This window comes from Pseudomonas imperatae (assembly GCF_057128625.1).
The window spans coordinates 1-12,946 of the sequence record NZ_JBSKHP010000018.1 but is presented as its reverse complement, the minus strand read 5'-3'; the positions used below and the strand labels follow the sequence as shown (position 1 = coordinate 12,946).

Annotated in this window: 12 protein-coding genes and 1 pseudogene; 5 read left to right on the top strand and 8 right to left on the bottom strand. The window is 65.5% G+C overall.

The window, feature by feature from the left end:
• Positions 1–10: 10 nt before the first annotated feature.
• Positions 11–889 carry an SMP-30/gluconolactonase/LRE family protein gene (locus tag ACWKWX_RS21525; RefSeq protein WP_483828859.1) on the bottom strand — a complete coding sequence of 293 codons (879 nt, stop codon included), beginning with the start codon at positions 887–889 and terminating at the stop codon, positions 11–13.
• A gap of 200 nt (positions 890–1,089) precedes the next feature.
• On the opposite strand from ACWKWX_RS21525, the gene ACWKWX_RS21520 reads away from it, so the two are divergent.
• Positions 1,090–2,238, top strand: a complete 1,149-nt coding sequence (locus ACWKWX_RS21520; protein WP_483828858.1) for an aldose epimerase family protein — start codon at positions 1,090–1,092, stop codon at positions 2,236–2,238.
• Between the two features lie 85 nt (positions 2,239–2,323).
• Here the strand turns inward: ACWKWX_RS21520 and mrdA are convergent, their stop codons facing one another.
• The 7 genes from mrdA to ACWKWX_RS21485 all read right to left on the bottom strand — a co-directional run bounded on the left by mrdA (position 2,324) and on the right by ACWKWX_RS21485 (position 9,164).
• The gene (gene mrdA, locus ACWKWX_RS21515; protein ID WP_473006212.1) at positions 2,324–4,252 is read right to left on the bottom strand and encodes a penicillin-binding protein 2; all 1,929 of its coding nucleotides are present in this window, start codon (positions 4,250–4,252) and stop codon (positions 2,324–2,326) included.
• Between the two features lie 418 nt (positions 4,253–4,670).
• Positions 4,671–5,372 (bottom strand): GntR family transcriptional regulator, encoded by a 702-nt coding sequence (locus ACWKWX_RS21510; RefSeq protein WP_483828857.1) that lies wholly within the window; start codon positions 5,370–5,372, stop codon positions 4,671–4,673.
• A gap of 30 nt (positions 5,373–5,402) precedes the next feature.
• Positions 5,403–6,491: an AI-2E family transporter gene (locus ACWKWX_RS21505; RefSeq protein ID WP_416423662.1), complete on the bottom strand. Its 1,089-nt coding sequence runs from the start codon at positions 6,489–6,491 to the stop codon at positions 5,403–5,405.
• A gap of 72 nt (positions 6,492–6,563) precedes the next feature.
• Positions 6,564–7,883, bottom strand: a complete 1,320-nt coding sequence (locus ACWKWX_RS21500) for an ATP-binding protein (protein WP_416423661.1) — start codon at positions 7,881–7,883, stop codon at positions 6,564–6,566.
• Positions 7,880–8,548 (bottom strand): response regulator transcription factor, encoded by a 669-nt coding sequence (locus ACWKWX_RS21495; protein WP_416423660.1) that lies wholly within the window; start codon positions 8,546–8,548, stop codon positions 7,880–7,882. Before ACWKWX_RS21495 ends, ACWKWX_RS21500 begins: the two co-directional genes overlap by 4 nt.
• Positions 8,548–8,856: a PepSY domain-containing protein gene (locus tag ACWKWX_RS21490; RefSeq protein ID WP_416423659.1), complete on the bottom strand. Its 309-nt coding sequence runs from the start codon at positions 8,854–8,856 to the stop codon at positions 8,548–8,550. The genes ACWKWX_RS21495 and ACWKWX_RS21490 overlap by 1 nt, the downstream gene beginning before the upstream one ends.
• Positions 8,856–9,164 (bottom strand): PepSY domain-containing protein, encoded by a 309-nt coding sequence (locus ACWKWX_RS21485; RefSeq protein ID WP_416423658.1) that lies wholly within the window; start codon positions 9,162–9,164, stop codon positions 8,856–8,858. Before ACWKWX_RS21485 ends, ACWKWX_RS21490 begins: the two co-directional genes overlap by 1 nt.
• A 212-nt stretch (positions 9,165–9,376) precedes the next feature.
• Here ACWKWX_RS21485 and ACWKWX_RS21480 point away from each other — a divergent pair, with 212 nt between their 5' ends.
• The 4 genes and pseudogenes from ACWKWX_RS21480 (at position 9,377) to ACWKWX_RS21465 (ending at position 12,736) form a co-directional block, all read left to right on the top strand.
• Positions 9,377–10,456, top strand: coding sequence for a patatin-like phospholipase family protein (locus ACWKWX_RS21480; protein ID WP_483828856.1), 1,080 nt, complete (start codon positions 9,377–9,379; stop codon positions 10,454–10,456).
• Positions 10,457–10,516: 60 nt separating this feature from the next.
• Positions 10,517–10,873 carry a 6-carboxytetrahydropterin synthase QueD gene (gene queD, locus ACWKWX_RS21475; protein ID WP_416423656.1) on the top strand — a complete coding sequence of 119 codons (357 nt, stop codon included), beginning with the start codon at positions 10,517–10,519 and terminating at the stop codon, positions 10,871–10,873.
• 240 nt (positions 10,874–11,113) lie between these two features.
• Positions 11,114–11,875 (top strand): annotated as a pseudogene (locus tag ACWKWX_RS21470) (Tar ligand binding domain-containing protein); the annotation flags it as partial.
• Entirely contained in the window at positions 11,873–12,736 is an 864-nt protein-coding gene (locus ACWKWX_RS21465) for a methyl-accepting chemotaxis protein (RefSeq protein ID WP_416427582.1), read from the top strand. The pseudogene ACWKWX_RS21470 and the gene ACWKWX_RS21465, both read left to right, overlap by 3 nt.
• Positions 12,737–12,946 lie beyond the last annotated feature (210 nt).

Sequence of the window (12,946 nt, the reverse complement as noted above, 5' to 3'; positions counted from 1 at the left end):
TAACGTAGTGTCACCCGCCGAAACGCTGGCACGGCTGGCCGCGCACGCCCAGGTCGGCCCACAGCACGGCGCCGTCCAGGGGGTTGTGGCTGCCGCTCTGGCGCGAGCTGGTGACGTACAGCCGCGTCAGGTCCGGGCCGCCAAATACGCAGCTGGTGGGGTGTTCCACCGGCAATTCGACGATTCGGTCCAAACTGCCGTCGGGGGCGAAGCGCAGCAGGCAATGGCCGCCCCAGCGCGCGTTCCACACGTAGCCGTCGGCGTCCATGGCCGAGCCATCCGGGGCGCCGCGCGGGTGCTCGGCCGCCCATACCTGGCGCGGGCCGGGCAGGCCCTGGGCGTCCAGGGGGTAGCGGTAGATCACGCCGTCGAGGGTATCGGCGCTGTACAGCCAGGCGCCGTCGTCGCTCCACAGCAGGGTGTTGACGATGCCCTGCCCGGCCAGCAACGGCGCCACGCGCCCCTGGTGGTCGATACGGAACAGGCCGCCGCTGCGGCGCTCAAGCGGCAGGTCGCCGCCTTCGGCGTCGAGGTTGTTCTGCATGGTGCCCAGCCACAGGTTGCCCTGGGGGTCGCAGCGGGCCTCGTTGGCGCGGTTGCCGGCGACGGGGTCGGCCCGGCACCACAGGCGCAGGGCCGGGGCCTGTTCGGGGGAATCCAGGGCCAGGCGGTGCACGCCGCTGGCCAGGGTCACCAGGGCGTCGCCGGCCTGGGTGGGAATGAACGCCGACACCGGCTCGTGCAACTGCCAGTGCCGCTGCTCGCCGCCCTGCAGGCGGCACGCTTTGAAGCCAGCGATGTCCACCCAGTACAAGGCCTGGGTGGCGACGTCCCAGCACGCGCCTTCGGCGAGCCGGTAACGCACAGGGGAAAGCGCCTGCCAATTCATGTCACGCCCTTCTGTTCTTATTGTTGACGCGCGGGCCTCACCGGGCCACGACACCACTAAATAGTATTACCATTTATTTTTCAAGTGCTGTTTTTTGGACTATATAAGCTTGCCACAGCAAAAATGAAGGTAAATAGTCTGACCAATAGACAGGAAATTTCCGCAAGCATCCGCCACAACAACAAAAAGGAAGGCTTACCATGCAACCACGTCTTACCCTCGCCAGCCTGGGACTCTCGATCATGATGGCCAGCATCACTGCCCACGCCGCGGGGCTCAGTGCCGAACGCGGCAGCTTCGGCACCCTGCCCGATGGCACCGCCATCGAAAAATACACCCTGAAGAACAGCCACGGCGTGCAAGCCACCATCATCACCTACGGTGGCATCCTGCAGTCGCTGCTGGTGCCCGACAAGCACGGCAAGGCCGCCGACGTGGTGCTGGGCTTCGATGACGTCAAGGGCTACCAGGCCAACCCCACGGTGTACTTCGGCGCCACCATCGGCCGCTACGGCAACCGCCTGGCCGACGGCAAGTTCAGCCTCGACGGCAAGCCCTACCAGATCCCCACCAACGACGGGCCCAACGCCCTGCACGGGGGCACCCAGGGCTTCGACAAGCATGTGTGGAAGGCCGAGCCGAGCAAGGCCAAGGACAGCGTCGGCGTGACCCTGAGCTACGTATCAGCGGACGGCGAGATGGGCTTCCCCGGCACCCTGACCACCCACGTGACCTACAGCCTCAACGAGCGCAACGAGCTGCGCATCGAGTACCGCGCCACCACCGACAAGCCGACCGTGCTCAACCTGACCAACCACAGCTACTTCAACCTGGCGGGCGCCGGCAACGGCGACATCCTCAAGCAGGTGGCCACGGTGTTCGGTTCCCATTACACGCCGGTGACCGCCAAGCTGATCCCTACGGGCGAGCTGGCACCGGTGGCCGGCACGCCCATGGACTTCCTCAAGCCCACGGCGTTTGGCGCGCACATCAAGGATGATCACCCGCAGCTGAAGTTCGCCGAGCCCAAGCAAGGCGGCTTTGACTTCAACTGGGTGCTGGACACCCACGGCGACGTGAAACGCCTGGCCACCGAGGTGCACGACCCGGCGTCGGGCCGGGTGCTGCAGCTGTACACCACCGAGCCTGGGGTGCAGCTGTACACCGCCAACTTCCTCGATGGCAGCATTCATGGCAAGGGCGGCACGGTGTACCCGCACTGGGGCGCGTTCACCCTGGAGACCCAGCATTACCCGGATTCGCCGAACCAGCCGGCATTCCCGAGCACGCGGCTGGACCCAAGCAAGGCGTATACCCAGACAACGGTGTTCAAGTTCAGCGCGAAGTAAGACAACCCCCGTAGCAGCGGCCAAAGGCCGCGTCCCCCGGCACCGCGGTATGCCAGGGGACGCGGCCTTTGGCCGCTGCTACAGGTTATGCTGGGGAGTGCTTGGGGTGCAGCGGCGCTGCCGCCACCGGGTCGGCCTTGGCCGGCGGCGTGGGGTTGGCGTACTCAGGCTTGAGGTGACCGTTCTGGTCCAGCAGCCAGGCGTCCATGATCTGCCGCACCACTGGGCCTGCGACCCGGCCGCCGGCCTCACCGTTCTCGATCATCACAGACACCACGATCTTCGGGTGTTCGGCCGGCGCAAAGCCGACGAACAAGGCGTTGTCGCGGTTGCGTTCCAGGGTTTTCAGGCGGTTGTAGCGCTCGCCCTGCTTGATCGCCACCACCTGCGCGGTACCACTCTTGCCGGCGATGCGGTACTGCGCGCCCTGGGCGGCGGCACGGGCGATACCCCGCGGGTCGTGCATCACCATCTGCATGCCGTGGTTCACCTGCTCCCAGTACTGCGGGTTGCGCAGCACGATGTTGGGCATCGGGTTCTCGTCCACCGGCGCCACGCCGCCGACGGTCTCGGCCAGGTGCGGCCGGCGCCACACGCCCTTGGCGGCGATCAGGCTGGTGGCCTGGGCCAGCTGCAGCGGGGTGACCTGCATGTAGCCCTGGCCAATCCCCAGGATCAGGGTTTCACCCGGGAACCAGGCCTGGCGGCGGGTGGCGCGCTTCCACGCCGGCGACGGCATCAGCCCTGGCGCTTCTTCGTACATGTCCATGGACACTTTCTGGCCCAGGCCGAAGCGGGTCATGTAGTCGTGCAGGCGGTCCACACCCAGCTTGTGCGCCAGGTCGTAGAAGTAGGTGTCGTTGGAGCGCATGATGGCCGCGTCCATGTCCACCCAGCCGTCACCGCTGTGGTTCCAGTTGCGGTATTTGTGGTCGTAGTTGGGCAGTTCGTAGTAACCGGGGTCGAACACCCGCGACTGGGCGGTGGTGGCGCCGCTGTCGAGGCCGGCGATGGCCACTTCCGGCTTGATGGTCGAGCCGGGGGCGTACAGGCCGCGCAGGGCGCGGTTGAACAGCGGCCGGTCGATGGAGTCGCGCAGGCTGGCGTACTGCTTGAAGCTGATGCCGGTGACGAACAGGTTGGGGTCGAACGCCGGCTTGCTGACCATGGCCAGCACCTCGCCGGTGTCCGGGTCGATGCACACCACCGAGCCACGGCGGTCGCCCAGGGCGTCCTCGGCAGCCTGCTGCAGGTGCGCGTCCAGGCTCAGCACGATGTTTTTGCCGGCCACCGGGTCGGTGTGCTTGAGCACGCGCATCACCCGGCCCTGGGCGTTGGTCTCCACTTCCTCGTAGCCCACGTGGCCGTGCAGTTCGGCCTCGTAGAAGCGCTCGATGCCGGTCTTGCCCACCGACTGGGTGCCGCGGTACTCGGTCTGGTCGAGGGTCTTGGCCTCTTTCTCGTTGATACGGCCCACGTAGCCCACCGAGTGGGCGAAGTGCGTGCCCAGCGGGTATTCGCGCACGAACTGCGCTTCCACGTCGATGCCCGGCAGCAGGTACTGGTTCACCGCGATCTTGGCGATCTGGTCCTCGGTCAGCTCGTACATCAGCGTCACGGGCTCGAAGGGGTGGCGCACGCGCTTGAGTTCCTTGTCGAACTGCTTGCGGTCGTCCTCGGTGAGCCCGAGGATCTGCACCACTTCGTCCAGCACATGGCGGTAGTCCCCTGCCCGCTCGCGGGTCAGGGTCATGTTGAAGCTGGGCCGGTTGGTGGCCAGCACCACGCCGTTGCGGTCGTAGATCACCCCGCGCTCCGGCGGAATGGGCAACACGTGGACGCGGTTGTTCTCGGAAATGGTGGAGTGGTAGGCAAATTCGATGACCTGCAGGAAATACAGGCGGCCCACCAGGGCCAGGGCCAGGGCCAGCACAAAGACCGCACAGGCGATAAGGCGCCGATTGACCAGGCGCTTCTCTTTTTCGTGGTCTTTCAGGGGAATGGGTTGTGGCATTAAACCGCTCTGACGACAAAAAAATTAAAAAAGCAGCAGTCCCCGAACACCTCGACACGCCTGCCCACGAAGGCAAACGCCGGTTTCAGGGGGTGAAACGCCCTCCGGGCGCGTAGGAAATAGAAACAAATGCCGTAGGTAATGAGCACGGCGTGCGCGATGGTAACGAAAGCAGCCGGTCCGCCTCAAGGCTGATGTCCCGCGGCCCGACGTAGCGCCGCTGCGCGGGGCGCGATTATGCCGGGTGTGGTGCGGGCAGGAAAGTGAACAAAACCTGCCTGCCACTCCCTCTATGGACGTGGGAGCGGGCTCTGCCCGCGAAGGGCACGCCGCGATAACCCTGACAAAACGCGGTGAGCTGTTCGCGGGCAGAGCCCGCTCCCACAAAGAAGGTTGATGGTGCGGGTGGAATAAGATTTCAGCCGCGCAGTACTTTGACCTGGTCGGAGGCGGCCTGGAACACCCGGGCGTAGCGCAGGGTGGCGTTGGCGTGTTCGCGCATCAAGGCCTCGGCGCGGGCGCCCTGCCCGCTGGCCAGGGCGTCGACAATGGAGTGGTGCTGCATGTGCGCGTAGTCGAAGCGACGGAATTCGTCCTTCAGGTTGTCGCAGTCCACCGCCAGCGCCGTCACCGAGGCGAACGGCATGTGGTCGTTGCGCTGCAGCGCGCCAGCGATGGCGGGGTTGCCGCTGCCCTGCAGGATGATTTGGTGGAACCGCATGTTGAGGTCGTGATACAGCTGCAGGTCGTCCTCGGTGACATGGCCCTTGGCGAAGATTTCATCGCCCTGCGCCAGGCACTGGCGCAGGGCGGCCAGCTCTTCGTCGCTGACCCCGCGCTCGGCGAACTGCCGCGCTGCCAGCCCTTCCAGCACCCCGCGCACCTCGATGGCGCCGGCGATGTCTTCCTCGCTGACCTTGCGCACCTGGTAGCCACGGGCGCCGTACTGCACCAGCAGGCCCTCCTGCTCCAGGGTACGGAAGGCAATGCGCACTGGCGTGCGCGACACGCCCAAGGCCTCGGCCACGGTGACTTCGAACACGCGCTCGCCCGCCGCGATCTCCCCCGCGGCGATCATCTTGCGCAGTGCAACCAATACCCTTTGTCCGGGTTTACTCATGAACACTCTGCCAAAAAAATTGGATCCTGCTCATGATACCCCAGAAGTTCCTGGATCTTGCGGCAAACGTACCTGTTTTTTGGTGGCGACGAAAATCGACCAACTGGACATGAACAGTGCCGCAATCAATGGCCCGATGACAAAGCCATTGAGCCCGAACACCGCCAACCCGCCCAGGGTCGACACCAGGATCAGGTAGTCGGGCATGCGCGTGTCCTTGCCCACCACGATGGGGCGCAGCACGTTGTCGACCATGCCGATCACCAGCAGGCCGTAGCCGGTCAGCAAGGCGCCCTGCCAGAGGGCGCCATTGAGCAGGAAGAACACCGCCACCGGCGCCCACACCACGCCCGCGCCCACGGCCGGCAGCAGCGACATGAAGGCCATGACAACGGCCCACAGCAAGGCGCTGGGAATGTCGAGGAACCAGAAGATCAGGCCGCCCAAGGCGCCTTGCACCACCGCCATCAGCAGGTTGCCCTTCACCGTGGCGCGTACCACGCGGTTGAACTTGAGCTGCAGCCGGCGTTTCTGCTGTTCGGCCAGGGGTACGGCGTTGCGCACCCGGCGCACCAGGTCCGGGCCATCGCGCAGGAAGAAGAACAGCAGGTACAGCATGATGCCGAAGCTGATGATGAAGTCGAAGGTACCCTGGCCGAAGCTGAAGGCCTGGGAGGCCAGGTACTGGCTGCCCTGCATCGCCCATTTGCTGATCTTGTCGCGCAGGCCTTCGAGGTTGCCCATGCCCATGCGGTCGGCCAGGTGTTGCAGCGACGCTGGCAAGGCGTGCTTGAATTGGGTGATGTAGCCGGCGATGTCCAGTTCACCGCTTTCGATGTTCTTGTACAGCCCGGTGCCCTCCTGCACCAGCAGCGCACTGACGATGATCACCGGGATAATGGCGATTACCAGGCAGATCAACAGCGTGGCCAGGGCGGCCAGGTTGGGGTTGCGGTTGAATTTGAGCTTGAGGCGCCGCTGCAGCGGCGCAAAAACGATGCCGAGGATGACGGCCCAGAAGATCGCCCCGTAGAAGGGCAGCATGATCCAGATGAACGCCAGGGTGACCAGGGTCAGCAGCACCATCAGTGCCTTGTGTTGCAGCAGGGTTTCGTTCATGTCCGGTCCATGTCAGGTCACGCGGTGCGGCAACGGCCGCACAGGTGTTAGGCAACGGATCGCGGCGAGAATTCAGGCGCTGCGCCGAGGCAGGCCGATGCGCACGCGCAGGCCGCCCTGGGGGCTGGCAAGCAACGCCAGGGTGCCGCCCCAGGCGTCGACGATGTCGCGGACGATGCCCAGGCCCAGGCCGTGGCCACTGACCTGCTCGTCCAGCCGCGAACCGCGGTTCAGCACCGCGTCGCGCTGGGCCTGGGGGATGCCGGGGCCGTCGTCGTCCACCTCCAGCACATAGCCGCGCGGGCTGCTGGTGAGGGTCAGGCGCACCTCGCTGTCGGCCCACTTGCAGGCGTTGTCCAGCAGGTTGCCCAGCACTTCCAGCAGGTCCTCGCGGTCCCACGGCAGCTTGAGGCCCGGCGGCTGGCTGCAGCTGATGAGCAACTCCTGGCCATGAATCATGCGCAGGGTGGCCAGCAGGCCAGGCAGCTCGGTGGCGCAGTCGAACAGCTCGCCGGGCAAGGCATCGCCGGCCAGGCGCGCGCGGTTGAGCTCACGGCCCAGGCGCTGCTCGATCTGCTCCAGCTGTTCGCGCAGCGCCCTGGCCAGTTCGGGGTGGGCCGCCAGGCGTTCCCCCGCCACCAGGCTGAACAGCACCGCCATCGGCGTCTTCAGCGCATGCCCCAGGTTGCCCAGGGCATGCCGTGAGCGGCGCAGGCTGTCTTCGGTATGAGCCAGCAGGTGGTTGATCTGCGCCACCAGGGGTTCCAGCTCCAGCGGCACCTGGGTGTCGAGTTGCGAGCGCTGGCCCTGCTGCAGCTGGGCGATCTGTTCGCGCGCACGCTCCAGCGGCCGCAGCGCCCGTTTTACCGTGACCCGTTGCAGCACCAGGATCAGCAGCAGCGCCCCCAGGCCCATGGCCAAGCCGATCTGCTGCATGCGCTGGAAGCTGGCGCGCACCGGCGTGTAGTCCTGCGCCACGCTGATGGACAGCGATTGGCCCAGGCGCTTGTAGTCCGAGCGCAGCACCAGCAGCAGTTGGCCCTCGGGGCCCAGGGTCAGGTTGGCGTGCAGCCCCGGCGCCTCGGGCTGGGCAAATTCCTGATCCCAGAGCGAGCGGGAGCGCCAGTGGCTGTCGGGAAAGTCGACACGGAAATAGTGGCCGGAGAACGGCCGCTCGTAGGCAGGCGAAATGCGCCGGTCGTCCAGCTGCAGGCCACTGGGGCCGCGCACCAGGGCCACCAGCAGGCTCTCGCTTTCGTTGCGCAGGCCCGCCTCCAGGTAGCGCTGCAAGCCCACTTCGAACAGCCACAGGCTCAACTGCGCCACCGCCACGCCGACCACCACCAGCACGCTGATGAGCCCGACGCTGAGGCGCCCCTGGATCGACTTCATCCGCCGCCGGCGCCGAACAGGTAGCCCTGGCCGCGGCGGGTTTCGATCACCGCGCGGCCCAGCTTGCGGCGCAGGTGGTTGACGTGCACTTCCAGCACGTTGGAGTCGCGCTCGGTCTCGCCGTCATACAGGTGCTCGGCCAGGTGGCCCTTGGACAGGATCTGCCCGGGGTGCAGCATGAAATAGCGCAACAGGCGAAACTCCGCTGCCGTCAGTTGCACCTCTGCCCCCGCCTGGTTCACGCACTGGCGGCCCTCGTCCAGTTGCAAGCCGGCGGCCTGCAGCGTGGGCTGGTTGCTCAGGCCGCGGGCGCGGCGCAGCAGCCCCTGCACCCGCAGGTGCAGTTCCTCGGGGTGGAACGGCTTGGTCAGGTAGTCGTCGGCGCCGGCCTTCAGGCCTTCGATGCGTTCGGCCCACGAGCCCCGCGCCGTGAGAATCAGCACTGGGGTGGCCTGCCGCGCCGCGCGCCATTGCGCCAACACGTCGAGGCCGGGCAAGCCGGGCAGGCCCAGGTCGAGGATGATCAGGTCATAGGGTTCGACCGCACCCTGGTAGGCAGCGTCGCGGCCGTCAGCCAGCCAGTCCACGGCGTAACCCTGGGCCTTGAGGCCGGCGGCCAGCTCGTCGGCCAGTGGCACGTTGTCTTCAACCAGCAGCAGGCGCATCAGTCGTCTTCCTCATCCTTGCGCAGGTGGCCGGTGGCCGCCTCCAGCTCGATCTCGCGCACCACGCCGTCGCGGGTCAGCAGTTCCACTTCGTAGGTATACACGCCGTCATCTTCTTCCAGCTCGGCCTGCAGCAGCTTGGCCCCCGGGTAGCGCTGCAGGGCTTTTTCCAGCAGCTGTTCCAGGGGCAGGATGACGCCGGCCTGGCGCAGCCGCAAGGCTTCATCCTGGCTCAGGTCATGGGCGTGGGCGAAGGTACAGCAGGCGGCCAGGGCCAACAGCAGGCCTGGCCGGGTCATCACGTTCATCAGGTGTCCTGGTGGTCCTTGAGGATTTCGCCGGTGGCGGCGTCCAGTTCGAGGTCCCATTCGACGCCCTTGGCGTCGCGCAGTTCAACCTGGTACAGGTGCTTGCCGTAGGACTCTTCGAGCTCGGTTTCCTTGACCGTGGCGCCGGGGTGGCGGCCGATGGCGGCGGCGTTGAGTTTCTCGAACGACTGGATGGTGCCGGCGTCGCGCAGGCGCAGCGCCTCGTCGGGGCCCAGGTCGCGGGCCTGGGTGGCAGTGGCGCAAAGGCCCAGGGTGATGGCGACGGTGAAGGCGGTGAAATGGTTCATGGGCGGCTCCGTTATCAGTCAAGTGTGTACGGAGCAGAGGCTAACCGGAACAACTTAATTGAAACTGAAATTGAATGGCCATCATGGTAGCGGACGAAGGGAAGCGTGTCGGCAGGGCAAAGGCAACGAGTTATGTAGGACGTTTCGCGGGGTTGCGCGTTTGCATGCACTCGCCACGCGGGGTAAATTTCGGCGTCCGTCACGAGGTTCCCATGAGCGCCATCCACATCAAGTCCCCTTCCCTGTGCATCAAGGCCGGCACCCAGGCCATGGCGCGGATTCGCCAGCGCGGCCTGCAGCCCGCAGACGTCGGCATCCTGCCGGGCGCCGCGGGCGGCCCCAAGGCGTTGGGCATACAGGGGCTGGACCTGGCGCTGTTCGGTGACTGGCTGCCCCGGGCGGTGCGCGAGCGCTCGCTGATCGGCGCGTCCATCGGTTCCTGGCGTTTCGCCAGCGCCTGCCTGCCCGACCCGGTGCAAGGCCTGCGCCTGCTGGGGCGCCTTTATAACGAGCAGAGCTTCGCCAAGGGCGTGACCATGGCCGAGGTCAGCCACAGCTGCCACCGCATGCTCGATGAACTGCTGGCCGGCCAGGACGCGCGCATCCTCGACAACGCCCATTACCGCCTCAACGTGATGGTGGTGCGTAGCCACGGCCGCCTGGCCCATGACCACCGCGGCCACCTGGGGCTGGGCCTGGGCTCGGTGATCGCCGACAACCTGCTGGGCCGCGCGCGCCTGTCCCGGCATTTCGAGCGGGTGATCCTGCATGACCAGCGCCTGGCGCCGCCACTGCACGCGCTGACCGATTTCCCCTCGCGCTGCCTGCCCTTGAACACCGGCAACCTGCGCCAGGCGTTGCTGGCGTCGGGCTCGATTCCCATGGTGATGGAGGGCGTGCGTGACATTCCGGGGGCCGGGCCCGGCACCTTCCGCGACGGCGGCTTGCTGGACTATCACCTGGACCTGCCCTACAGCGGCGACGACCTGGTGCTGTACCCGCACTTCACCGACAAGGTCATCCCCGGCTGGTTCGACAAGACCCTGCCCTGGCGGCGCGGCGATGCCCAGCGCTTACGCAACGTGGTGTTGCTGGCGCCGTCGCCGCAGTACCTGGCCGGCCTGCCCTACGGCAAGCTGCCCGACCGCAGTGACTTCAAGCGTTTCATAGGGCAGGACCCGGCACGCCAGGCCTACTGGCGCACCGCCATGGCTGAAAGCCAGCGCCTGGGCGACGAGTTCCTGGAGCTGGTGGAGACGGGCCGGCTGGGTGATGTGCTGCAGCCCCTCTGACACCCGGGTCAGGTTACTGGTAGACTAGGTGATTGCATTGGCTTTTCGGGTTTTAGACACGTGGAAATTTTTAAAGAGTTTACGTTCGAATCGGCTCACCGCCTGCCACATGTCCCTGAAGGGCATAAATGCGGCCGCCTGCATGGCCACTCGTTCAAGGTTGCGCTGCACCTGACCGGCCCGGTTGACCCGCACACCGGCTGGATTCGCGACTTCTCGGAAATCAAGGCGATCTTCAAGCCGCTGTACGAGCAACTGGACCACAACTATCTGAACGACATCCCTGGCCTGGAAAACCCGACCAGCGAAGTGTTGGCCAAGTGGATCTGGCAACAGGTCAAGCCGTTGCTGCCGGAACTGTCGAAGGTGCGCATCCACGAGACCTGCACCAGCGGCTGCGAGTACTACGGCGACTGATCATTGCCGTTGTTGAAAAACCACCTGCGGGTGGTTTTTTTATGCCCGCTACGCGGCAATCTGTCGCAGTTTTGGCCGGTTATCGCCCACTACCCGACTGGCCGACCTAAAGAGTGGCCACATGCTATCGATATAAAGGACAGCGGATCAATCTGACAAAAACAATCCAGATGCGCTTGTCTCCCCCTTCCGGGATGAGTGAAGAGTCCGCGCCCGCTCTCGATCCCTGGAGTTGATCGCATGTTTCGTCACCTCAGCATTCGCACTAGCATGTGCGGCATCCTGGCCCTCTTCGTGTCTGCCCTGCTGTTTTCCACCGTGAGCGCCTGGCGCAACGCCGAGCAGAGCGACGCCCAGGTGCAGGAATTACACCGCACCGCGTTGCAGGCCGACCGCCTGAACAACGCCCTGCTGCTGGCCATCCGTACCAGCGCCAACGTGTCTTCGGCTTTCCTGGAAAACCTGGGTGGCCAGCACGAAGCGTCCACCACCCGCCTGGCGCGCTCCGAGGAGATCTGGCAACAGTCGGCGCAACTGGTCGACCATTTCGGCCAGACCCTGGAACCGCAGAACACCGCGCTGGGACTGCAGCTGGAGCAATCCTTCGTGGCCTACGGCAAAACCATCGAAGGCCAACGCGCTGCCGCCCGCGCCGGCGACCTGGGCGCCTATTTCACCGTGAACCAGCAGGCGGCCTCGGCCATGGGCGCGCTGCAAGAGCAGCGTAATGCGTTGATGAAGGCGCTCAATGACCGTAGCGAGGCCTTGATGGTGCTGACCGATTCGCGCTTGCAGCAGGCCAAGACCATGGCCGTGTTGCTGCTGGTGATTACCTTGCTGCTGGCCGCCAGTTGCTGGACCTTTATCGCCGCACGGGTGCTGCGCCCTCTCAGCCTGGCTGGGCAACACTTCAAGCGCATCGCCGCTGGCGACCTGCGTGAGCCCATCGTGGTGAGCAGCCGCAACGAGATTGGCGAGCTGTTTGCCGAACTGAGCCGCATGCAGGACAGCCAGCGCCAGACCATCGCCCATATCAGCGCCTCGGCCCAGCAACTGGCCGATGCCGCGCAACAGTTGACCACGGTCACCGAGGAATCGAACCGCGGCGTGCAGCAGCAGGACCAGGAACTGGAGCAGGCAGCCACCGCCGTGACCGAAATGACTACGGCGGTGGAAGAAGTGGCGCGCAACGCGGTGTCGACCTCCCAGGCGGCGGAGGCCTCCAACGCGCTTTCCCATCAGAGCCGCCAGCAGGTGCAGGACACCATTGACGGCACCCACGCCATGGCGGCCGACATTCAGGGCAGCGCCGAGTTGATCCAGCAACTGGCTGGCGAGACGCGGGAAATTGGCAAGGTGCTGGACGTGATCCGCGCGGTGTCCGAACAGACCAACCTGCTGGCGCTGAACGCTGCCATCGAAGCGGCCCGCGCCGGTGAAGCAGGCCGTGGCTTCGCGGTGGTGGCGGACGAGGTGCGCACCCTCGCCCACCGCACCCAGGAATCCACGCGTGAAATCGAACAGATGATCGTACGGTTGCAGACCGGGACCGAGGCAGCGGTGAATTCCATGCGCTCCAGCACCGAGAAGGCCCAGGTCAATTTGACCCTGACCCAGGCGTGCGGGGAGGTGCTGGAGCAGATCTACAGCGCCATCAGCGAGATCAACGAACGCAACCTGGTGATTGCCAGCGCAGCCCAGGAACAATCCCACGTGGCGCGGGAAGTGGACAGCAACCTGATCAATATCCGCAATTTGTCGTTGCAGTCATCGGAGGGGGCGACCCGTACCAGCGCGGCAAGCCGGCAGATGACCACGTTGGCGGAGGAGCTGACGGGGTTGGTGGCGCGGTTCAGGGCCTGAGTAAAGCGTTGCACAAGCCACCCGACCGGGTGGCTTTCTTGTACCTTTGGTTTGCAGGGGTGCGTTACGCGGGGGCTTTGGACGCGGCCTTTGGCCGCTGCTACGAGAGGCGTTCGTGGGATTTTCGGGCGCCGAAAAGACAAAACCCCCACCTGCCTTCGCAGATGGGGGTTTCGGAATTTAATCTTGACGATGACCTACTCTCACATG

Bases quoted from the DNA above. Each gene is read 5' to 3' on its own strand.
- ACWKWX_RS21490 (WP_416423659.1), bottom strand. From the start codon at position 8,856: ATGAACGTGATGACCCGGCCAGGCCTGCTGTTGGCCCTGGCCGCCTGC.
- ACWKWX_RS21510 (WP_483828857.1), bottom strand. From the start codon at position 5,372: ATGAGTAAACCCGGACAAAGGGTATTGGTTGCACTGCGCAAGATGATC.
- ACWKWX_RS21525 (WP_483828859.1), bottom strand. From the start codon at position 889: ATGAATTGGCAGGCGCTTTCCCCTGTGCGTTACCGGCTCGCCGAAGGC.
- mrdA (WP_473006212.1), bottom strand. From the start codon at position 4,252: ATGCCACAACCCATTCCCCTGAAAGACCACGAAAAAGAGAAGCGCCTG.
- ACWKWX_RS21505 (WP_416423662.1), bottom strand. From the start codon at position 6,491: ATGAACGAAACCCTGCTGCAACACAAGGCACTGATGGTGCTGCTGACC.
- ACWKWX_RS21485 (WP_416423658.1), bottom strand. From the start codon at position 9,164: ATGAACCATTTCACCGCCTTCACCGTCGCCATCACCCTGGGCCTTTGC.
- ACWKWX_RS21520 (WP_483828858.1), top strand. From the start codon at position 1,090: ATGCAACCACGTCTTACCCTCGCCAGCCTGGGACTCTCGATCATGATG.
- ACWKWX_RS21500 (WP_416423661.1), bottom strand. From the start codon at position 7,883: ATGAAGTCGATCCAGGGGCGCCTCAGCGTCGGGCTCATCAGCGTGCTG.
- ACWKWX_RS21480 (WP_483828856.1), top strand. From the start codon at position 9,377: ATGAGCGCCATCCACATCAAGTCCCCTTCCCTGTGCATCAAGGCCGGC.
- ACWKWX_RS21495 (WP_416423660.1), bottom strand. From the start codon at position 8,548: ATGCGCCTGCTGCTGGTTGAAGACAACGTGCCACTGGCCGACGAGCTG.
- ACWKWX_RS21465 (WP_416427582.1), top strand. From the start codon at position 11,873: ATGCAGGACAGCCAGCGCCAGACCATCGCCCATATCAGCGCCTCGGCC.